Here is a 20,028-nt window from a genome sequence, read left to right as displayed (position 1 = left end):
TTTCTATTTAACCGTTTTCATTAATTATAGCCGACTCATACAGTATGCACCAAATTAAATTTCAAACTCAAAAAGGTCACCCCATTTCCGGGGTGACCTTCTCGTGATTCAATCTTATTTTTTAACCTACAAGTTCAATTTTGTTTCCTTCAGGGTCCAAAATGACTGCTTCATAATAGCCATCCCCTGTTGTCCGAGGGCCACTAACAACTTCTATTCCAGATTTTTTAAAATCAATCACCATTTGATCAACGGTCACATGATTCTCAACAGAAAAGGCTAAATGTGCATAACCAAATCCATCAGGATAGCGATCTGTAATATCCGTTCTCGTCATAATTTCTAATCTTGCTTGACCATCTGGAAAGCTCAAAAAGTATGACGAAAATCCTTTAGTCCCATTGTCATAACGCACACCAAAAGTTGCCTTAAAATTAGTCACATAAAAATCACGCATTGCTTCAAGATTTTCTACCCATAAACCAACGTGTTCGATTTTCATTTGCTTAAACCTCCGTTGTTTCAATCGGAAAAACTAATTCAAATTCCTCACAAACCACTGGCATTGTCTCATCAAATGTCTTATTAACACTTTCTAATTCTTCTTCAAAAAAAGATTGATGAACACTTCGCCAATAAGCTAAATTTCTATCGCCTTCGCCTTCAAGAAAAGCATGCTCTTCTGTAACTTCGTTAAATGGTGTCACATAAACTTTTATTGTTTTCGTAATCGCCATTGGATTATCTTTATAATCAACAATGACATTGTAATCGCCAACTTTTGGTAAAGGTTCTTCATCAAAATATAAATTATAAGCTGACGATGTCCCTGTTTTAAGACCATCTAAAACTAATTTACCTAATTCTAACGTTTCTTTCTTAGTGACGCCAAATGACCATGCATCATAATTATCATGTTCAATTTTATTTGCCTTTTTAAATGCTTGCCAATACTCATAAATTGTCATATGAACTCTCCTTCAAGAATTTAATCTTCTGCGTTTAATATATCTAAGAACAACTCACCATATTTTTCCAATTTACTTTCACCAACACCTTTAACATCCAACATATCAGTTAACGTTTCCGGCATAACCTCACACATTGAATATAACGTTTTATCAGAGAAGATAACAAATGGCGGTACACCTTGTTCCTCTGCTAATTCGCGACGTAATTGTCTTAATTCTTCAAATAGTTCATTATCTTCAGGTAATGCTTGTTTAACTTTTACAGCCATTTTACGTGTAACTTTAGTTTCACCTTTTAAGACGCCAACTCCTTCTGCAGCAAGTTGCAGAACCGGATATTGGCCGCTTGAAGCCTGTAAAAAACCTGACGCAACTAAATAATCAATCAATCCAGAAACTTCCTTCTGCGATTGATCTTTCATCAGTCCATACGTAGGTAATTCATCAAATCTAAACTGCATCACCTTTTGGACTTTTGAACCTGTTAAAACTTGTGCGACTAACCCTTTACCAAAATGTTCACCCATCCGTTTTACACATGATAAAACCTTTTGGGCATCAATCGAAATATCTTGTGCATCTCGTGTATCCAAGCAATTGCCGCAACGGCCACATTCTGGTGCTTCATCGCCAAAATAATTCACAATTGTCTGTTGTAAACACTGTTGCGTGTTTGCGTATTGCGTCATTTCTTGTAATTTTAAATACTCATGTTTTTTATTAACATCATCCATTTCAGATTGGTCAATGAAAAAATGTTGAATCTGAACATCTTTTAAATTAAAAAGTAAAATTGCTTCACTTGGCAAGCCATCTCGTCCAGCACGTCCGGCTTCTTGATAATAAGCTTCTAAACTACCAGGTATCTGATCATGGATTACAAATCGAACATTACTTTTATCAATTCCCATCCCAAATGCATTCGTCGCAATCATTACCTGAACACGATCGTACAAGAAGTCTTCCTGATTCTGACGACGTTCATCTTCTTGCAACCCGCCGTGATACATCGCCACTTTAATCTTAGCTTTTTTTATTAATTTCGTTAACCGTTCGACTTCTTTACGCGTACTTGCATAAATAATACCAGATTGTTGTTTCTGTCCCTTTAAATACTCGAGTAAGAAACGATCACTATTTTGATCTTTAACGACTTGGAAGGCTAAATTTTCACGTGAAAACCCAGTTTTAACTTCATGTATAATCGATAATCGTTGCATAATATCCGCAGCTACTTGAGTTGTCGCTGTCGCTGTTAATGCAATAATCGTCGGATTCGAATTCAAACGTTGAATCGTTTCCGTTAAGCGTAAATAACTAGGACGGAAATCGTGCCCCCATTGTGAGATACAGTGCGCTTCATCAATAGCGACAAGATCAATTCTTAATTCCGCTAAATCTGCCATAAAACCATCAGAATCTAATCGTTCTGGTGACACATAAAGTAACTTAACTTCACCACGAGCAGCTTGATTAAAGCGTTCACGAACCTCCGTGTAATCTAGCGTACTATTGATAAAGGTTGCTGGAATGCCATTTTCATTTAAAGCATCAACTTGATCCTTCATTAAAGAAATTAAAGGAGATATCACTAACGTTAGTCCATCTAATATAAGTGCTGGAATTTGGTAACATAGCGATTTTCCGCCGCCTGTAGGCATAATAGCTAAAACATCTTCACCCGTTAGAATACGATCAATAACTTCTTTTTGACCTTGGCGAAAATTGTCGTACCCAAATTTTTCTTTTAAAACTGATTGTGGATTCATATAATCCTTTCTCTTTGCTCATTTTCTCAGATAATTCTATGTCTTTAAATTATAGCATAGGTTAAGACGCCACAGATGTTTTAGAAAGTGTTTTAATGACCGCTTCAACATCACCCAAATCATTCATTAGTCCCGCGGGATTTTGTTGAGCTGCCCTAAGTTTAGTCATATAATCAACGACAATTGTCGAATCACTAACACTACTTGTGTCTTCAATTCGATAATAAAGATAGTGAATTGAATTAACTTTAGGTTCAAGGATAACGCTTAGATACCAAGTGTTATCTCCAATTTCAATAGTTGCCGTTTCCTTAAAATGACCATATTCTTCTTGTAATTTGCCTTGAATTTGTCCAATCTCAATTGGAACCGTGGCAGGCATTGGTCCTCCAGAATACGCATCTGACGTATTTAATTGTACCTTAGTGCCACGTACTTTCGAATTTTTAAGATTAAATACAACTTTCATATTTGATGCATCTTTGGACCCTTTTTTAATGGTCCAATCAGCGGGTGTAGCATAATTTTTATGCGGTAATATAGCATCACCACCGACGACTATTTTTGCTTGGACTGGTAAGCCATTTGTTCCTGCGTTAATTTTGTATTTTTGGGTTAATTTTATATTTTCTGTCGGTTGAATTCGACTGATTTCTGCCCAACTAGCCGGTTGTGTATCTTTAACTTGAATTAATGTTTTAAATCCTAAGATACCTAAAAAAACTACCATCAAAAAACCGATTGATATTAACATATTTTTCTTCATGCCAAAAATCTCCTAACCTGTTACGCCTCTATTATTAAAGCTTTTTCTCGTAGTATATCGCTAATATTATTGAAATGATTATTATATTCGTATACAAAAAGAAAAGTAGTGCACCAATCCATAATAACGTACTTACTTTTAGAAATGCCCACAAAATGATAAACCCAAACGCTAGAATTAAAATCATGCTATTCATAATTTTTCCAATCATTGCGTTCACAGACTGATCAATTAACTTATTTCGTTCATCCACATTCTCCAGCTGTTCTTCTTTCAGTCCTTTTTTAGAAAAAGTTATATAAAATTGATAGGCCGCAATTCCAAATGATAAGACAACATTAATAAATGATCTAATCAATTTTGACCAATCAAAAGCATCTTTAAAATCTAAGTTCATTATCCAAATTGAGGCAATCCCCACAAACATAAAAAATAAACCTACAAAAAAATGTCGATAACTATAGATTTTCATTTTAATTCTCCTCCATCTCTAAATTTTCCTTTAGCTGAAATAACGCTTCAATCTGACAATCAAACAATAAACTCAAACGATAGGCCAACATTATAGATGGCTTATATTTACCTTTTTCAAGTGAGATAATTGTTCGACTAGAAACTTGAACTTTCTCAGCTAACTGTTCCTGTGTTAATTCAAGCTTAGTTCTGTATTCTTTAACTTTATTTTGCATAATGAACACCTTTCAATATGAAATATACTTCATGTGAAGTTAACTTCATAATATAATAATTATTTTCTTAAGTCAACTAGCTGATTATTTCTGGCACCAAGCATATCAATATAAATTTCTATTTATTTATACTATAATTAAATAAACATCGTCAGATTAACTAATTTAATAATCTAACGATGTCTTTTAACTAAATAAAACGTTTTAAAAAGGAGGATTAAGCATATGGTTCAATCATACAAAAATTTCTGGGAAAATATTTTTAATTTTTCTGACACATCGAATAGATCAGACTATTGGTGGCCTACGATTATTAATAGTATTCTAGGAGCAATTATTATTTATTTTTATACGTCACTCGTTGGCCATCCTATCGATTCGATTTATAATTTTAGTGAACTTACTTTTATGACAAGTCGAAATATTGTTATGTTTATCGTCTGGATTGCAAACTTTGCTGTTTCAGTTCGTCGTTTACATGATACTGATCGTTCTGGTTGGTGGATTTTAATCCAATTCGTTCCATTAGTCGGTAGTATTTGGTTCTTTATTTTAATGGTTTTACCCAGAAAATCAAATCGCTGGGGTTAAATTATATTGATACTCGATTATTAATAAGAGGTGCTGATAAAATTTATCAGCACCTCTTTTGTTTACGGAAAATTAAAAAGATAGCACTGTAATCGACTAACTTGATTACCGCTCTATCTTCATTTTTCAAAAAATAATCCACCCTGATTAACTAAAACATCTGCTACAGGTGTCTCTATTCGTTTATTAAGCACCATTTTTTTCGTCTCTGTTACATATTTTTTAAAATTCATTGTTTGTAAATGAGCTTGGTAATCCTCGTCACTCCGGTAAATTTCAACGAAAATCCATTGATTTAAATCTCCATCTACAGAAGCAATGTATGTCACTAAGAGTCCTGCTTCATTTTCAAATGATTGTTTCATAGTATTCAATGAAACTTCTCTAAATTCTTTAACCCTATTCGGCTCTATTTCAATACTTGTTACTTTGAGTATAGCTCTGTCAGGCTTCAATTCATGCAAGGCTGTTGTTTTTTCTAACAGTAATTCTGGGGATAAATTAATCATCGATTTTTCAATTACTGCCTGAGATGCGATATTACTAAACATTTTAAATTGAGCCGAATTTGCATGTTTTTGATATTGATCTTCGTCTTGATAAGATTCAATCACAATATTTTCAGTACCCGCCTCATCCAAATGTACACTGTACATCGCCAAAGTTCCTTTTTCTTGCTGAATTGAGGTCGTTAAATTAATCATCCCTGCTTTTTCAAATCTTTCACGATCAGATAGCTTAATTTTAAGTTTGAATAGTCTTAATAATGGGGCATTCTTAAGTTCTATCATTTATTCACCCAATCCCATCAAACGATTATAATTTCCATAATTAATCAGGGCTCGATCATCTTTCGAAAGATTCAACTGATCTAAAGCTTCAATTATGGCATCCGTTGCTCCAGCTGGCGCAATCCCTAACGGTGCATCAGTTCCAAACAGTACGTGGCTAACACCATAATAATCAATTGCTAACCCTAATGCTTTAGGATTGCCCAATAATGCAGTATCTACATAGAAACGTTTAAAATCAGCTGCCTGTTCTGGTGATAGAATATGGTTAATTCGTTCAGCAAAATAAGGCACCATTGCCCCAGCATGATGAACAATTACTTTAAGTGTAGGATAGTCATTAAAAATTCCTGACTGTACTAATTGCAACATTGCTTGCGCTAGTTCATATTCCCAACTAAAAATAATATTATTGTCTGGTTTACGATCATCAAAAATTGGGTGTAACAGAATTGGGATATTTAATTGTGCAGCCATTTCAAAAATAACCCGGTATTCCTTTGCAGCAATACTTTTTCCAAGGGCACGCGTAAATAACTGAATGCCAACTAATTCTGAATTTTTTAGCACTTGTTCTTTTATAATACGTGTTGCTTCATCGATGTTATTTAGAGGTATCATTGCAATACCCGCTTTAAACAAGTCTGCATTTTGTTGAACCATTTCAATTATTTCGTTATTAGCTTGCCAGCATAATGCCGCTGCTTGTTCTGGCCCTACGTAGTCCTCAGGATTCACGTTGACTGCTGAGATAACTTGTTGGACATTTCTGTTCCGTAATAGGCGTCTTTGTTCAATATCAATCAATATGGGATGTTTAATAAATGGCATTTTTTCTGGCAAGTTCGGCTGAATAGCTAACATCTCGTTATAAAAATGTGGTGGTAAAACGTGTGCAAAAACATCAATACTTGTCATTAACTTTTCCCTCCTACAACCTAATTTAGGTTTCTTTAATTTAGCTGATTATCTAATACTAGGCAAAAATGCTAAAATAGCCTGCTCATTCCTCTCACCTAATATAAAAATTTTCTTATTTTAATGGCTCTAATTGTTTGATAACTTTGGCGGGCACGCCGCCCACTACTGTATTGTCAGGAACATCTTTTGTCACCACTGCACCAGCTGCTACAATCACATTATCCCCAATATGAACGCCACCAATAATCGTGACATTTCCACCTATCCACACATCGTTTCCAATTGTAATTGGTTTAGTATAAGTAATTAAATAACGACTACCATCTTGTCTTTTTCCAAAACGTTTTGTTGCATCTAATGCATGTTCACCACAATATAACTTCGTGTCTGGCGCGACAATGACACGATCTCCTAATGTGATTTTGTTTGAATCTTGAAATGTACAATTACCGTTAATAAAAACATCATCACCAACAGTGATATGTTTACCATAAACTGTATTAAATTGACCATTAATAACGAGTCCTTCCCCAGATTTCCCTAACAACTCGTGAATTGCTGTTGCTCTTTTCTCTAGGTCAGTTGTCGTATTGATTATAGTGACTAATTCTTTACCCGCCGCAATCATACCCTGTAATTCTGGGTCGCGATAATCATAATCTTGACCTGCCAATAATTTTTCATGTTCTGTCATCATTTTGCCCCTCCATTCACTATTTGACGCCCTTTTCTTCCTTAATAATTCAATTGTATTATACTACTTAAATTAACTGAACTAAATTCAAAAGATTCGGTTCTAGTGATATTAAAAAAGAGCCAACCTAATTGTATTTACCCAATCAGGTTGAACCCTCTTACTTCACAATATTATTTTCAAACTTCTTCAACAACTGTTGTCGTTTTTCAAGTTTCATTCCTTGAACTGCAGCAAAGTTAAACCATTTCAACTGGTTAAACCCCATCTTCCGGAATGTTCCCCTAAATACCATTTTAGTCACAGGATTTCCAAAGATAGTTCGATAAATCCAACCTGGTGTTGACATAGTTGTAACCATTTTAACTTTCTTTAAATGAACCATCTCATTTTTAAATAATTTTTTATTTTCCTGCTCTGTATAAAGAATCCCTTTAGCAATAACTTTGTCAAAGAATCCCTTCATCATAGCTGGCATAGATTCCCACCAGATTGGAAAAATAAAGACAAGCTCATCTGCAGCCATGAGGCGTTCTTGATAATTCGCCGTCATAGAATCCGTTGGTATCTTCTTACGCCAAGATATTAGGTCTTCTTGGTGCATTACAGGATCAAACCCATCTTTATGCAAATCAATTACGTCCACAATACAGCCCTCTTTTTCATACGCTGCTTTAGCACTAACTAGTAATGCCGCTGAATAACTCCTATTGTGCAATTCATTGTATCCAGCGTCTGCAGTGTAGGGATGATCAAATATAATACAAATTTTTTTCATGTTCAATAACCTCTTTTAATTAGTTTAATAAATTTTCCGACTTTAATGACTTTATATAAAATACTTCAAGTGTCATTTATCTTTCTTGCTATAAGTGTTACATTTGTTACACTTATATTAATCATTTATCGCGTGATTTACAAGATACAAAATCGTGTTATTTGTTACACTTCAAGGAGATATAAAAAATGACGGAAAATAACCAAGCAAAATTAAGTAAAAATTTGATTATTGATTCTTTAATTGACTTATTAAAAATAAAATCTTATCAAGAAATCACAATAACTGAAATCACAAAAAAAGCCGGAGTTGCCCGGCTGACTTTCTATCGTAATTTTGAAAATAAGGACGCGATTTTACTAACTCGGTCCGATTACTTATTTGACCAGTTTTACGCCGAACTCAAGTCCAATCAAACAGAAATTAGTTTGAAAAACATTTTCAAGCTAGCTTTTAACTATTGGCATAATGATTCTGAATTTATGGATATCCTAATTAAAAATGATATTGTTTATTTATTGGAAGATTCTTTTTATACTTATTTTGAAAAGATTCTTAAAGATACGCCTAGTATCAGTCGGCTAAATAATACTCAAAAAACGTTCATTCTTGGTGGCGTTCTACGAACGATGTTGCAATGGATTAGTAGTGGTAGTCCTGCTACAGCTGAAGAAGTTACTGCAGATATATTGGAATTGATTCAGTAAAAGTATGCTAGATTTTAATGATTAAAAAAATAGCCCAGATATTTATCTGAGCTAAGTCTAAACCTCTATTTAAAAATCTTAGGACCCTTACGCATTTTAGTACGATCATTTCTAGCAGTAGCCTTCTTATTGAAGTTTCCGCCATCAGTTTGTTTCTTTTTGATAATTTCTAGCATTTTATCTCTATCAGTCTTTGCTTTATCAGCCATTAATGTTTCCTCCTTGCTCTATTAATTAACAATTTCTTTCAAAGTTAAAGATTCATATTATGAATACATGCCTTCAAATAAAGTTGATCTTTTATTATTCAACTTACGTCGATTTTAATTCTGTATGCCCCGCTAATCAGTATACAGTTAAAATAACTATGCTCTTAACAGTATATCATTACGACTATCTTGATATCAATAGACGTATAAATTGGATGCCTTTAATTAACCATTCACTAATAATGTTCAATCTCAACGAATTTTGTTCCAACCTTTTCAACGAATTCTTTATCATGATCAATGATTAACATCGGTGGTTGAAAAGCCAGAATAACATCTTGAATTTGTTGACGCGTGATAACATCTAGATAATTAAGTGGCTCATCCCAAATATATATATTTGCTGGTTCAACCAACGAACGACTCAAAGCCACTTTTCTCTTTTGGCCCATGCTCATTTGACTGATATCTTTATCAAATTCATAACGTTCAAAACCAAGTTTTCTTAATGTATCCAACATTAAAGAATAAGAAACATTTTTTTCTGCAGCGAATTCTTGTAAAGAACCAGATAAACCATCAAAATTTTGCGGTAACCAGCTCACTTTTAAAGGTGTTGCAAATTTGTATTGCCCTTGATACTTTAATTGACCTAGTATAGCAGCGATAACGCTCGATTTACCAGAACCATTTTCACCCTGAAGAATAACGCGCTCTCCCATCTTTAATTTAAAATCTACCGGTTTATTTACCGGCAATTGTTTACGAAATGCTGATAAGCCAATTACCTCTAGTAAAGTCTTATCTGACACTAATTTTTCAAAATTCAACGTTAAAAGATCTGCCACATCAATATTCTTAAGTAAAGATTTTTTCTCTTCTACTGCTTTATCGGCACGTTTTTTAATACTTAGTACCCGTTTCATAGATTTAGCTGCCTTGTGGCTAATAAATCCTCTGTCTGTCGCACCAGATACTTTCGCCTCAGTCTGATTAGCCCAACCCGATTTTTTCCGTGAAGCACCTTCTAATCGTTTAATATCATGTTGTAATTTTTCTTTTTCATTATATTCCCAATTATTTCGTGACGTATTTTCGTCAGCCCACGTATTATAATTACCCTTAAATTGACTGATTTTAGCGCGATCAATTGAAATAACATGATCAATAATATTATTTAAAAAATAACGATCATGACTGATTAAAATAAATCCTTGTTTTTGTCTTAGATAATCAGAAATAATTTTTCGACCGTTTTCATCTAAATGATTAGTCGGTTCATCTATTAATTGAAATTTACCTTCGCCAACAAATAAGCTGGCTAATAATATCTTAGTTTGCTGTCCTGGACTTAATTGATTAAATGGTTCCGTCAATAATTTTTCAGATAGTCCAAGTTTATCTAATTCGATTAAAATTTGCCACTGATCATAGTCTTGTAAGTCTGTGATACTCTTGATAACCAGCCACACTGACTCTTCTGGTTTAACAACTGTTTGAGGAAAATACTGAAATTCTAAATCTGTTCTAATCTTTCCTTGGTACTGTAATTGATTTTGTAAAATTCTAAATAAAGTCGTTTTTCCGCGACCATTTCTACCAATTAGACCTAACTTCCAGCTGGCATCTAATTGTAAATCAACATTTTTAAAAATTGGTGCTAATTGTCCATCATATTGAAAACTTAATTGTTTAATTTGTATTGTTCCTATAGTAATTACCTCATTTCTTTGTGAGGTCGACCGCTAAACTATCCATTTGATTCTACAAAAAAAGAGCATACAGTTATATGCTCTTCAATCGTTATCCATCAAAAAAAGTGGTTCTTTCAGATGTGAAAAAGAATTGATATTGCAAACCGTTTGAATAGTCAACATGCATAAAAAGACACACTTCGTCCCTTGTTTAGTCGACAGTTATTCGATTAACGATTTGTATTTACCAATGCACTTCACACTCCCTGTTTATTAATTATTTACAGTCTACTATAGTTATGGTAGATAGGCAAATTAATCAAATGTGATATTAAATTGGTAAGCAATATCCTTCATCGCATCAATTTGATAGTCATCCTCAACATCACTACCCCAACTATCAATACCACCAACACCTCGAACGGCGCCTAGAATCGATAAAACGGTACGATGTTCCGCTGGTAATTCGCTATGATGTGTCGCATTTTCTAATTCTTCAGCTGTATAAGGTAAACAACTAAACGCAATTGGTTGATCAACCGCACTGAATGTTAAACCCGTTTCAGAAGCCTGTTGCATACGATTATCCAGAACAGACTGTCGATAAACAGTTACCCAATCATTTTGCATATGCACACCACAATCTTGCGGAACTAAGTATGGTGTCACTGGTAACCCTTGAACTTCATATCGGCCTGGAATTCCTCCGGCCATTCTATCTGGATAAGTTTCTCCTGATAATCCTTGGTAACAAAAACGAGTCGCTGGTGTGGGCATAATAAATCGCAACCCAAAAACAGGTAATGAGGGTAATCCAGCTTTTCCTTGGTATGAAACTGCAACATTCATTTTTCCGGTTGCTTCAACAGTATAAGTGACCGTCACTTGCGTTTGCGGCACAGTCAGTGTGTTATAGATATAACTTATAGCCACTTTTTCAGCGACTTCATGGTTAGTGTAACGATTATTTTCTGGTGCAATCGGTAACGCAATTGGTTTACCATTAATAGCAACTTTAACTGATTGACAATTACTGAATTGATCAGCGGCCAACCACATCCCTGACTTTACTGGAAACTGACTCCCCTGATCGTTATCCGTTGTTGCACGCCAAAAAGTCGGTTTTGGTGAGCGATAAAGCCACTCTTTACCTTGAATTCTAAAAGATTCTGGGCCACCCGTTTGATAGGAGAAAATATAATGAAAATCATTTCCTTTTAAACCGAGTGTGACATCTCCGTAAATGACAGTTAACTGCTTATTTATCTGTGCCATAATAGTATTTTACCTCCTGCATTGCTGGTTTTTCATTACGTGTGGCAAAAACGAGTCCATCACCCGAAAATGCATAATCAGATGGTCGATCATCAAAATCGCCACCATAACGCAACTCATTTTGACCTGTGACGGGATCTTCAACTAACAATGCTTGATCGATAAAGTCCCAGATGAAACCACCTTGATAGGATTCATATTGTTGTAATAAATCAATATATGATTTCATCCCGCCCAATGAATTACCCATATCATGCATATACTCACACAAGATAAATGGTTTTTGTGGTGAATTTTCTAGATAGTCTTTAATTTCGGCTGGTGTTGCATACATCCGACTTTCAACATCTGAAATGACATCTTTGTATTCAGGCGCACGGAAAACACCTTCATAATGAACTAAACGTGTCGAATCTTTTTGTTTATAGTACTCATTCATTTTCGCTAAGACACTGCCGGCGTATGATTCGTTACCCAATGACCAAAATAAAACTGAGGGATGATTTTTAAATAACTCAAAATTACTTTTAGCGCGGTCTAAAACGGCTGCTTCCCATTGATCCGATGAGCCGGGCACATTCCAAGAAGGCTCAACTTCACCCATTTTCTGCCAAGAACCATGTGATTCTAAGTTGGTTTCAGCCATCATATAAATACCAGCCTGATCACAACGATTGTAAAAAGATAATCGATCTGGATAATGTGACGTCCGAACTGCGTTAATATTGTTACGTTGCATACAGTCAACATCCCAAGCTTCATCATTATCTGAAATGGTTCTTCCTGATTTAGGGTTCCACTCATGACGATTAACACCATTGATAATTAATCGTTCACCATTTAATAACATCACGCGATTCTTAATTTCAATTTTGCGAAAACCAACTGGTTGTTGGATAATTTCAATTAATTGCCCATCAGCATCTAAAATTTCTAATTGTAATGTATATAAATAAGGCCGGTCATTCTGCCAAGCAGTCACTGGTTGTGCTAAATTGTAGTGTTTTTCGACATCTGACCCACTCATTAATTCATCGCTAAATAACACCGCATCTTGGTCTTTGAATGTGACACGGACACGTTGTTCTGCCCCACTAAAATGAAGTTGTAAATCTACTTGTCCTGTTTTTTGTCCACTATCGTAATCAGGAATCACCCAAAAATCATCTAAATGTGTTGCAGGTTGTGCTAACAGTGTCACATCACGAAAAATTCCGAAGAAACGGAAAAAGTCTTGGTCTTCAATGAAGGCTGCAGAACTTCGTTTATGCACTTCAACTGCCAAACAATTATCCTTATCTTTTAAATAAGGTGTCAGGTCAAATTCGCTTGGTGTAAAACTATCTTCTGCGTATCCTAGAAAATGTCCATTCAACCAGACGTACATTGCCTGTTCAACACCTTCAAAACGGATAATAACGCGTTTATTTTGAAGAGTTGGTTCCAAGTCAAAATGGTTTAAATATGAACCTACTGGATTATATTCTGCATCACTAAACATTCCAGCATACTGATTTAAATCAGTATCTGAAAAAGCAGGTCGTCTATATTCATGTCCTTCCCAAGGATACATCGTATTAATATAATGTAATTGCTCATATCCTGATAATTCAATATGCTGTGGTACTGGAATTGTGTCAAATTGTTCTGCATCAAAGTCAGTCTGATAGAAATTTTTTGGTCGACTTGCTGCATTAGTGCTGTAACTAAATTTCCAAGTTCCATTCAAAGATTGTTCAAATGAACTTTTTTGTTGTAACATTTCTGCTTGAGTTGCATAGTACTTATGATCACTGTGAGCTGGTACCTGTCCAACACGAAAAACGGTTGGTGTATCTAGCCATTCAATTTCTGGTGTCATCTGTTTGCCTCCGTTTTATATAAAAGCGTTTTCATAATTAAGTATATGTTTTCTTTTGGAGGTTGTCAAAAAGCATTATAAAATTGAGACAATAAAAAAAATTAGATTTAAGTGAAAATACGGTAATCTCATTTTTATTTTGTGTAAAATTGATTAACTTCTTCCTTTGGGCCTTTTAATTGATTTTTGCAGTAAGTTTCAGTATCGATTGCTGTATTAATCCTTCTGCAAAAATGAAAAAATGTAAAGGGAGGAGAAATCGTTTATATACCCTTTACTTTTCTTTGTGTTTTAGCTAGGTTATTATCAGTAGTTGCTCCCAAAACCCAACGAATATTCCAAATAGAAGGAAATATCTTTAAATTTTAAATACAATAAAAAGGCTCTGTACTATCTGTTGTTGGGACTAGTGTAAAAACTATTACTGATGACAGTTTTTTTGTATAATAACAAAAAAAAGCCAAAAGTCATAAGACTTTTGGTTACGAGTTCATCCATGTTCATTATCCCTCAACCACCACAGATGAATTAATAAGAAAGATGGAACTCTCCGCATGCCTAATCATACTAAATTTTGGCTTAAAATAAAAGACAGTAGTCTAACGATTGTTGATTATCAGTCTTCTAATGACGGTGTCACTCGATTTAACCGTGTTCTTGATTACCAGCCGAAGGGATTGTCCAAATTGTGATATTAAAAACGAAGGACAGATTATCAGGTATAGTTGGCGTCAAACACCCATACGCTACCCTAAATTTTTTGGTAAATGTATCATTTTATCACTCAAACGAAGATACTTTAGCTGTCATGAGCGGCAGTCATACTTCCTTGTCCAAACAAGTGTGGTTCCTAAAAATTGTACGATTTCCAATCTATCTAAACAGCTCTGTTTAACTAAATTAGCGGAATCCGTTTCTTTAACTCATATTGCTAATGAAATTTCGAATCCTGATTCCTTTGTAGGTCGTATTTTAATGACCTTTGAACGTGATTTTAAACCTAATTATAAATTTTTACCTAAAGTACTCCTACTTGACGAAGTCAAGAGTACCAAATCAGCTACAGATGCCATGAGTTTTGAATTTATGGATGCTAGTAACCATGAATTAATCAAACTTTTATCTTTTAGAAGATTCTATCAAATAGAACGTTATTTTTATCGTTACTCAGCTGCAGCTAGAAAAAACGTGAAAATTATCGTAACTGATATGAATTATACCTATCCTAAACTAGCCAAAGAAGTCTTTCCTAACGCGATTGTCATCATAGATACCTTTCATATTATCAATTCAGTGAATCGTGGATTCACTAAAACTAGAATTAGACTGATGAAAGAACTTTCAAAATCATCACAAGACTACAAAGCACTAAAACGTTACTGGAAGCTCCTGTTAAAACCTTCTGAAACCTTAGATTTTAAAAATTTCAAGAAATGGACTTATTTCCCATACCTAACAACAGAAACAAATGTCGTTGATCATTTATTAGCGATTCATCCTGAACTAAATAAATCATATGAACTCATGAACCAAATAAGATCAACCATTCGGTTGAAGGACTGGAAATCTTATGATTTTACAGTTAGAAACACCGAAAGGTGTTCTGAAGAAATGCTTAAAAGTATTGAAACGTTGCTTTGTCACCATTCTGAGATTAAAAATAATTTTGGCTATTATTATACTAACGGTCCTTTAGAAGGAATAAACAATAAAATTAAGGTCATTAAACGCGTTGGTTTTGAATTTAGAAATTTTCGTAGATTCCGAACTAGAATATTTTATACACTTAAAATCCATACAAAAAAACACCTCACAAATTGCTTTGTGAAGTGCTTCAAAATATCGATATAAATATATATTAGCGTTTTGAGAATTATCGATTAATACTTCATGGAATCTTATCTATTTGAATCCACTTGTATCAATACTTTACAATATTGAAAAAGGAACAACATTGAATAAAATCCATAATACGAGATAAAATTAACACCATAAAATAGACTAGTCAAGACACCATTAATGGTGTCTTTTTTTATGCTTTACACACTCTCTACCCATTTAATATATGTCTAATCAATTTCTATTTCAAGATTTCCAGTAACGCTTTAGAGATACGCATTCTATCATCTGTGGTCATGCTTTTCAATCTGTTAATTAATTCGGGCGTATAAATGTCGTTAAAATCATTACTCATTAATATATCAGCCAAATTTAATTGTAAGGCATTCAGAACTAGTTCCAACTTTCTTGTACTCGTATCGTCTAATTGTCCTCTTTCGAGTCGAGCCAAATAGCTGGCGGATACGTCCGCCATTTCTGCCAATTCTTCAATTGTAAGTCCTAATTCTTTTCGCTTTTTCCGAATGAAAGTGCCCACAAGTATAATCATAAATCGCTCCTATTTATCCATATGTTTAATGATAAATTAAGTGCGCACACTTTCAAAGCTCTCAGTATACCTATAAAGTTACATAAAAAGGTAGTATTGAGTATATTTTTGAGATAAAATATATCATGTGAAGATAGTGCAAGATATAAATTACTTTTTTGGGGGAGGAGATTTTATAGGGATCGTTTGGTAAAGGTTGGTTAATAATTCGTTCAAAGAAAAGGGAGAAAATTATGAATAAAGAAGAACTTTTAGATTTTTTAATGGCAAAAAGAAGTGTTACAGCGGGAGCTGCAGTTATCCAACAACAAATTCGTGAAGCAGAGGCTAAGATTGAAAAAGGTAAGAAAAAATTTCGAGGAATAATCATCGCATTAGTCGTTTTAATTGTTCTTTTTATGATTACTAGTCAGACAAGTGCGGCGATGCCATTCATCATTGCTGTTATCGCGCTATTTGCTTTTAAATATTTTGTTTATATTATGCCGGGTAATGAATCTAAAACACAAGCCTTAGCAGACTTGGACGCTGAAATGGCAAATGAAGATTATATTGCAGGCAAGCAAGGATTCCCAGAGAAATTCTACAACTATTTCGATATTTTTCGTCTTTGGAAATTAATTGATGAAACTCGGGCACGTGATTTGCAAGAAGCCTTTAACATTTTAGAAACACAACAATTCCAAGAAACTCAACTTTCAATGCAGGAAGAAATGAGAGGCTTACAACAAGATATTGCCTCAAATGCACGCTTGGCAGCTATGTCCTCAACCGTCAGTGCATTTAATTCGTTCAGAAAATAAGATTTATTATATTAAATTTATAAAAATGGAGAAAAAATGTCAAAAAAAGCAAATATTATTACCGGTGTCAGTATAGTAGCTATAGTTATTATTGTGGCTATGTTTATGATGGGCAATTCAAATAAGATGGATGGAAGCTATATTTCCGACATGGGTGGTTCCAAATTTGAGTTGAAGTTTAAAGGAAACACTGTGACTAAAGTTGAAACTGATAAAAAGTCAGACCAAGGTACTTATGAAATTGAAGACGGTAAACTTACCATGAAATTTGATGATTATACAATGAAAGCTAGTTTAGACAAAGATAAAAAAACATTTACACTTAATTCCGTAACTGGTTCACAAATGATGGGCTTCGGATTTTTATTAGAGGGGTTAAAATTTGAACAGGTTGCTAAATAATTATTAATTTATTGGGAGGATATTTTATATTATGAAAAAATCAAACATTACTTTATTATCAAGTGCATTAATCGCTGGAGTTACTGTCGTTGGTGCTACAACAACGGCAAACGCTGCAACAACTACACCCGACTCAACTGAAACAACTCATACTCAAACAGTTCAATCTAACAGTCAAAAATTAGATGACGATATTAAAGACGCTCAAACTGACGTTGATAATGCCAAAGATACAGCTGACAAAGATCAAAGTGCTGCTGATACTTCTAAAGACACAGCCGATGCTTCTAAAGACAATGCTGGTCAAACTGAAGAAAATGCTAATCAATCACAAGAAGATTTAAACAGTGCTGTTGATAATCAACAAAATGCGCAAAATACTGCTGATAACGCAACTGATGAATCTATCAATAACGCTCAAGATGCAGTTGACGAACAAGACAAAACAAATAACCAATTAGGTCAAGACGTTGATAACGCTAAAACAGATGTTGATAAAGGTAAAACAGATGTCGATAATGCTCAAACTGGCGTTGATGAAGCCCAAAAAGGTGCTGACCAATCTGATAAAGATGCTGATAAAGCTCAAGAAAACGTTGATAATGCTCAAAATAACCTTGATGGCAAAGGTTCAGCCGAAGCCGACAAGAATTTAAGCAATGCCAAAGATAACTTGGATCAAGCTCAAACAACTGAAGACAATGCTCAAAAAGGTGCTGACCAAGCTGACAAGAATATTGCTGACGCACAAAACAATGTTAATAACGCTCAAACTGGCGTAACTGATGCTAACAAACAACAAAATGATGCTAAAGCTAAAGCTGACGCTGCTCAAAAAGCTAAAGATACTGCTCAAAAAGCATTAGATGATGCTAAGAAACAACAAGGTAATCATCAAGCTAACCAAAATCACATCAACTTAAGCCAAGACTACATTAATGCCTTAAAGGCTTATTCAGATGCTTCATCAGCTGACGCTAATTATCAAGATGTCATTGACAGTTTAACAGCTGCAACTGAAAAAGAATGGGCATTAAATGGCGGCTACATTTCAAATGACCAAGATAAAACTGTTCATATTAACAACCAATCAGATTTAAACAAATATCTTGATGACTTAAATGAATATGCTAAACAATTATTAAATGAAGTGCGTGACCGTTTTGGTAGCACACAAGTTGAAGTCTCAGAAGGTTCTAAAAAATTAGGTCAATCAATCGGCGATGCTTATACATCTAAGAATAACGATCCTGATGATGGTCATGACAATGCATTAAACAACAGCATTGCTAACGGTATGGGATTAACATACTTAACACAACAAGATATGAATACTATCTTCGATAAATCATCTGAAAATGGTTGGAATCTTAGTCTTGATGCTTTCAAGAAATCTATCTATGATTCAATGAATGCCTTCTTATTCAATGGGGGTGAATGGGGCCATGCCGTAAGTGTTGCTGGCATTATGGCAACATATACACCTGCCAATAACACATGGTTCGGTCTTGGCTTCGGTCAATTTAAACAATCTAACGGTAATATCTTCTTAACAAGTTTCTTTAACTTTGTTGATGACTATGATGTTAACGACGCTTCTAAATTTAGCACTACACCTGTTGAATCTGGAACTGTCAGTCAAGCTCAAATTGATAAATTAGCAAGCGACGTTACTGCTAAAACAGCAACTTCAAAAACTGCTGATGCAGCTCTTGCAGCAGCTAAATCACAAACAGTTAAAGCTAACCAAGCCTTAGCTACAGCTAAAACTGCTTTAGCAACTGCTAAAACAAAACAAGCAACAGCACACACAGCCTTAACTAAAGCACAAAACGATGTTAAAACTGCTACTGTAGCTGTTAAAAATGCACAAACAGTTGTTGATGATTTAAATGCATCAATGCCTCAAAAACAACAAGCTTTAAAAGATGCACAAGCTGCCTTAGCTACAACTAAAACAACACAAGCTCAAAAACACATGACTTTAGACGCAGCTAATGCTAAATTAGTTACTGCTAAAACTGCATTAAAAGATGCAACTGCTAAATTAAGTGCCGCTCAAGCAGCTTTAAAAGCTGGTCAAGACGCACTTGGCGAAAAAACAAATCATTTAGATGACTTAAAGAATGCTGAAGCTAACTTAGTTGACGCAACAAAAGCTGTTGAAGCTGCTAAAAAAGCATACGACGAGGCTGTTAAAGCTGCCGAAGATGCACAAGCTGCTTCCGTTGCTGACGATGCACAATATGCGAAGTTACAAGCAATCGCTGATGCATCTAAGAAAGCTTTAGACGATGCACAAGCTGCATTAGCTAAATTACAACATGAAAAAGACATCGAAGATGCTTTGAACAATGTTGACAAACCATCAACTGGTACTGATAACGATTCTGGTTCACATACTGGTCATGTAACAGGTTCAGACAATGGTTCAGATAAAGGTAACGTAACTGGTTCTGTTGTTGCTAAAGGTAGTGAAACAGCTAAAGACACGACTGACAACAATGGTATTGTTGCACCAAGCAATAATACATCAACATCACGTCTTAAAGCTGCTGATCATTCAGAAATCAATAACGCTAAAATATTAGGTGCTTCGGTATTACCACAAACTGACGAAACTAATTCGTCAGTCGTTTCAGTGATTGGTGCAGCTCTTGTTGGTGCCGTTAGTCTCTTTGGACTTGCAGGAACGCGCCGTCGTAAACACTAATTCGT

Annotated in this window: 21 protein-coding genes; 6 read left to right on the top strand and 15 right to left on the bottom strand. The window is 34.6% G+C overall.

Annotation, left to right across the window (positions count from 1 at the left end):
• Window positions 1–121 precede the first annotated feature (121 nt).
• From AC1RP1_RS04060 to AC1RP1_RS04035, 6 genes are all read right to left on the bottom strand, one after another.
• On the bottom strand, window positions 122–502 hold the full coding sequence (locus tag AC1RP1_RS04060) for a VOC family protein (RefSeq protein ID WP_481761590.1): 381 nt from the start codon (window positions 500–502) through the stop codon (window positions 122–124).
• Between the two features lie 4 nt (window positions 503–506).
• A complete protein-coding gene (locus AC1RP1_RS04055) occupies window positions 507–968 on the bottom strand; it encodes an ASCH domain-containing protein (protein ID WP_481761591.1) in 462 nt (153 codons plus the stop codon).
• Between the two features lie 20 nt (window positions 969–988).
• Window positions 989–2,740, bottom strand: a complete 1,752-nt coding sequence (recQ, locus tag AC1RP1_RS04050) for a DNA helicase RecQ (protein ID WP_481761592.1) — start codon at window positions 2,738–2,740, stop codon at window positions 989–991.
• A 61-nt stretch (window positions 2,741–2,801) separates the two neighbouring features.
• The gene (locus AC1RP1_RS04045) at window positions 2,802–3,506 is read right to left on the bottom strand and encodes a hypothetical protein (RefSeq protein ID WP_481761593.1); all 705 of its coding nucleotides are present in this window, start codon (window positions 3,504–3,506) and stop codon (window positions 2,802–2,804) included.
• Window positions 3,507–3,540: 34 nt separating this feature from the next.
• Window positions 3,541–3,978, bottom strand: a complete 438-nt coding sequence (locus tag AC1RP1_RS04040; RefSeq protein ID WP_481761594.1) for a hypothetical protein — start codon at window positions 3,976–3,978, stop codon at window positions 3,541–3,543.
• 1 nt (window position 3,979) lies between these two features.
• Window positions 3,980–4,195, bottom strand: coding sequence for a helix-turn-helix transcriptional regulator (locus tag AC1RP1_RS04035; protein WP_481761595.1), 216 nt, complete (start codon window positions 4,193–4,195; stop codon window positions 3,980–3,982).
• Window positions 4,196–4,420: 225 nt separating this feature from the next.
• On the opposite strand from AC1RP1_RS04035, the gene AC1RP1_RS04030 reads away from it, so the two are divergent.
• The gene (locus AC1RP1_RS04030; RefSeq protein ID WP_481761596.1) at window positions 4,421–4,786 is read left to right on the top strand and encodes a DUF805 domain-containing protein; all 366 of its coding nucleotides are present in this window, start codon (window positions 4,421–4,423) and stop codon (window positions 4,784–4,786) included.
• Window positions 4,787–4,905: 119 nt separating this feature from the next.
• Here AC1RP1_RS04030 and AC1RP1_RS04025 read toward each other — a convergent pair whose 3' ends face one another.
• The 4 genes from AC1RP1_RS04025 to AC1RP1_RS04010 form a co-directional block, all read right to left on the bottom strand.
• Window positions 4,906–5,577, bottom strand: coding sequence for a putative quinol monooxygenase (locus tag AC1RP1_RS04025; RefSeq protein WP_481761597.1), 672 nt, complete (start codon window positions 5,575–5,577; stop codon window positions 4,906–4,908).
• Window positions 5,578–6,495 (bottom strand): amidohydrolase family protein, encoded by a 918-nt coding sequence (locus tag AC1RP1_RS04020; protein ID WP_481761598.1) that lies wholly within the window; start codon window positions 6,493–6,495, stop codon window positions 5,578–5,580.
• 115 nt (window positions 6,496–6,610) lie between these two features.
• On the bottom strand, window positions 6,611–7,195 hold the full coding sequence (locus AC1RP1_RS04015) for a sugar O-acetyltransferase (RefSeq protein ID WP_481761599.1): 585 nt from the start codon (window positions 7,193–7,195) through the stop codon (window positions 6,611–6,613).
• A 157-nt stretch (window positions 7,196–7,352) separates the two neighbouring features.
• Window positions 7,353–7,970 (bottom strand): NAD(P)H-dependent oxidoreductase, encoded by a 618-nt coding sequence (locus AC1RP1_RS04010; RefSeq protein WP_481761600.1) that lies wholly within the window; start codon window positions 7,968–7,970, stop codon window positions 7,353–7,355.
• Between the two features lie 188 nt (window positions 7,971–8,158).
• Here AC1RP1_RS04010 and AC1RP1_RS04005 point away from each other — a divergent pair, with 188 nt between their 5' ends.
• On the top strand, window positions 8,159–8,677 hold the full coding sequence (locus AC1RP1_RS04005) for a TetR/AcrR family transcriptional regulator (protein ID WP_481761601.1): 519 nt from the start codon (window positions 8,159–8,161) through the stop codon (window positions 8,675–8,677).
• Between the two features lie 65 nt (window positions 8,678–8,742).
• Here AC1RP1_RS04005 and AC1RP1_RS04000 read toward each other — a convergent pair whose 3' ends face one another.
• The 4 genes from AC1RP1_RS04000 to AC1RP1_RS03985 all read right to left on the bottom strand — a co-directional run bounded on the left by AC1RP1_RS04000 (window position 8,743) and on the right by AC1RP1_RS03985 (window position 13,716).
• Window positions 8,743–8,886, bottom strand: coding sequence for a hypothetical protein (locus AC1RP1_RS04000; protein ID WP_409022043.1), 144 nt, complete (start codon window positions 8,884–8,886; stop codon window positions 8,743–8,745).
• A 236-nt stretch (window positions 8,887–9,122) separates the two neighbouring features.
• Window positions 9,123–10,583, bottom strand: a complete 1,461-nt coding sequence (gene abc-f, locus AC1RP1_RS03995) for a ribosomal protection-like ABC-F family protein (protein WP_481762188.1) — start codon at window positions 10,581–10,583, stop codon at window positions 9,123–9,125.
• A 312-nt stretch (window positions 10,584–10,895) separates the two neighbouring features.
• Entirely contained in the window at window positions 10,896–11,855 is a 960-nt protein-coding gene (locus tag AC1RP1_RS03990) for a beta-galactosidase small subunit (protein ID WP_481761602.1), read from the bottom strand.
• Complete coding sequence (locus tag AC1RP1_RS03985; protein WP_481761603.1) at window positions 11,839–13,716, bottom strand: glycoside hydrolase family 2 TIM barrel-domain containing protein; 1,878 nt, start codon at window positions 13,714–13,716, stop codon at window positions 11,839–11,841. Before AC1RP1_RS03985 ends, AC1RP1_RS03990 begins: the two co-directional genes overlap by 17 nt.
• A gap of 627 nt (window positions 13,717–14,343) precedes the next feature.
• Here AC1RP1_RS03985 and AC1RP1_RS03980 point away from each other — a divergent pair.
• Window positions 14,344–15,567 carry an ISL3 family transposase gene (locus AC1RP1_RS03980; protein ID WP_481762183.1) on the top strand — a complete coding sequence of 408 codons (1,224 nt, stop codon included), beginning with the start codon at window positions 14,344–14,346 and terminating at the stop codon, window positions 15,565–15,567.
• A gap of 229 nt (window positions 15,568–15,796) precedes the next feature.
• Here AC1RP1_RS03980 and AC1RP1_RS03975 read toward each other — a convergent pair whose 3' ends face one another.
• Window positions 15,797–16,105 carry a helix-turn-helix domain-containing protein gene (locus AC1RP1_RS03975; RefSeq protein WP_481761605.1) on the bottom strand — a complete coding sequence of 103 codons (309 nt, stop codon included), beginning with the start codon at window positions 16,103–16,105 and terminating at the stop codon, window positions 15,797–15,799.
• A 233-nt stretch (window positions 16,106–16,338) separates the two neighbouring features.
• On the opposite strand from AC1RP1_RS03975, the gene AC1RP1_RS03970 reads away from it, so the two are divergent.
• The 3 genes from AC1RP1_RS03970 to AC1RP1_RS03960 are packed head-to-tail and all read left to right on the top strand — an operon-like array spanning window position 16,339 to window position 20,023.
• Complete coding sequence (locus AC1RP1_RS03970; RefSeq protein WP_481761606.1) at window positions 16,339–16,908, top strand: hypothetical protein; 570 nt, start codon at window positions 16,339–16,341, stop codon at window positions 16,906–16,908.
• A gap of 36 nt (window positions 16,909–16,944) precedes the next feature.
• Complete coding sequence (locus AC1RP1_RS03965; protein WP_481761607.1) at window positions 16,945–17,310, top strand: hypothetical protein; 366 nt, start codon at window positions 16,945–16,947, stop codon at window positions 17,308–17,310.
• 31 nt (window positions 17,311–17,341) lie between these two features.
• Entirely contained in the window at window positions 17,342–20,023 is a 2,682-nt protein-coding gene (locus AC1RP1_RS03960) for an SEC10/PgrA surface exclusion domain-containing protein (RefSeq protein ID WP_481761608.1), read from the top strand.
• Window positions 20,024–20,028: the final 5 nt, after the last annotated feature.

It is taken from the genome of Dellaglioa sp. CoH-56-MRSF-13, assembly GCF_056782095.1.
The sequence above is the reverse complement of the archived record's forward strand: the minus strand, read 5'-3'. Positions and strand labels throughout refer to the sequence as shown.

Bases quoted from the DNA above. Each gene is read 5' to 3' on its own strand.
- AC1RP1_RS04060 (WP_481761590.1), bottom strand. From the start codon at position 502: ATGAAAATCGAACACGTTGGTTTATGGGTAGAAAATCTTGAAGCAATG.
- AC1RP1_RS04055 (WP_481761591.1), bottom strand. From the start codon at position 968: ATGACAATTTATGAGTATTGGCAAGCATTTAAAAAGGCAAATAAAATT.
- recQ (WP_481761592.1), bottom strand. From the start codon at position 2,740: ATGAATCCACAATCAGTTTTAAAAGAAAAATTTGGGTACGACAATTTT.
- AC1RP1_RS04045 (WP_481761593.1), bottom strand. From the start codon at position 3,506: ATGAAGAAAAATATGTTAATATCAATCGGTTTTTTGATGGTAGTTTTT.
- AC1RP1_RS04040 (WP_481761594.1), bottom strand. From the start codon at position 3,978: ATGAAAATCTATAGTTATCGACATTTTTTTGTAGGTTTATTTTTTATG.
- AC1RP1_RS04035 (WP_481761595.1), bottom strand. From the start codon at position 4,195: ATGCAAAATAAAGTTAAAGAATACAGAACTAAGCTTGAATTAACACAG.
- AC1RP1_RS04030 (WP_481761596.1), top strand. From the start codon at position 4,421: ATGGTTCAATCATACAAAAATTTCTGGGAAAATATTTTTAATTTTTCT.
- AC1RP1_RS04025 (WP_481761597.1), bottom strand. From the start codon at position 5,577: ATGATAGAACTTAAGAATGCCCCATTATTAAGACTATTCAAACTTAAA.
- AC1RP1_RS04020 (WP_481761598.1), bottom strand. From the start codon at position 6,495: ATGACAAGTATTGATGTTTTTGCACACGTTTTACCACCACATTTTTAT.
- AC1RP1_RS04015 (WP_481761599.1), bottom strand. From the start codon at position 7,195: ATGATGACAGAACATGAAAAATTATTGGCAGGTCAAGATTATGATTAT.
- AC1RP1_RS04010 (WP_481761600.1), bottom strand. From the start codon at position 7,970: ATGAAAAAAATTTGTATTATATTTGATCATCCCTACACTGCAGACGCT.
- AC1RP1_RS04005 (WP_481761601.1), top strand. From the start codon at position 8,159: ATGACGGAAAATAACCAAGCAAAATTAAGTAAAAATTTGATTATTGAT.
- AC1RP1_RS04000 (WP_409022043.1), bottom strand. From the start codon at position 8,886: ATGGCTGATAAAGCAAAGACTGATAGAGATAAAATGCTAGAAATTATC.
- AC1RP1_RS03990 (WP_481761602.1), bottom strand. From the start codon at position 11,855: ATGGCACAGATAAATAAGCAGTTAACTGTCATTTACGGAGATGTCACA.
- AC1RP1_RS03985 (WP_481761603.1), bottom strand. From the start codon at position 13,716: ATGACACCAGAAATTGAATGGCTAGATACACCAACCGTTTTTCGTGTT.
- AC1RP1_RS03980 (WP_481762183.1), top strand. From the start codon at position 14,344: ATGACGGTGTCACTCGATTTAACCGTGTTCTTGATTACCAGCCGAAGG.
- AC1RP1_RS03975 (WP_481761605.1), bottom strand. From the start codon at position 16,105: ATGATTATACTTGTGGGCACTTTCATTCGGAAAAAGCGAAAAGAATTA.
- AC1RP1_RS03970 (WP_481761606.1), top strand. From the start codon at position 16,339: ATGAATAAAGAAGAACTTTTAGATTTTTTAATGGCAAAAAGAAGTGTT.
- AC1RP1_RS03965 (WP_481761607.1), top strand. From the start codon at position 16,945: ATGTCAAAAAAAGCAAATATTATTACCGGTGTCAGTATAGTAGCTATA.
- AC1RP1_RS03960 (WP_481761608.1), top strand. From the start codon at position 17,342: ATGAAAAAATCAAACATTACTTTATTATCAAGTGCATTAATCGCTGGA.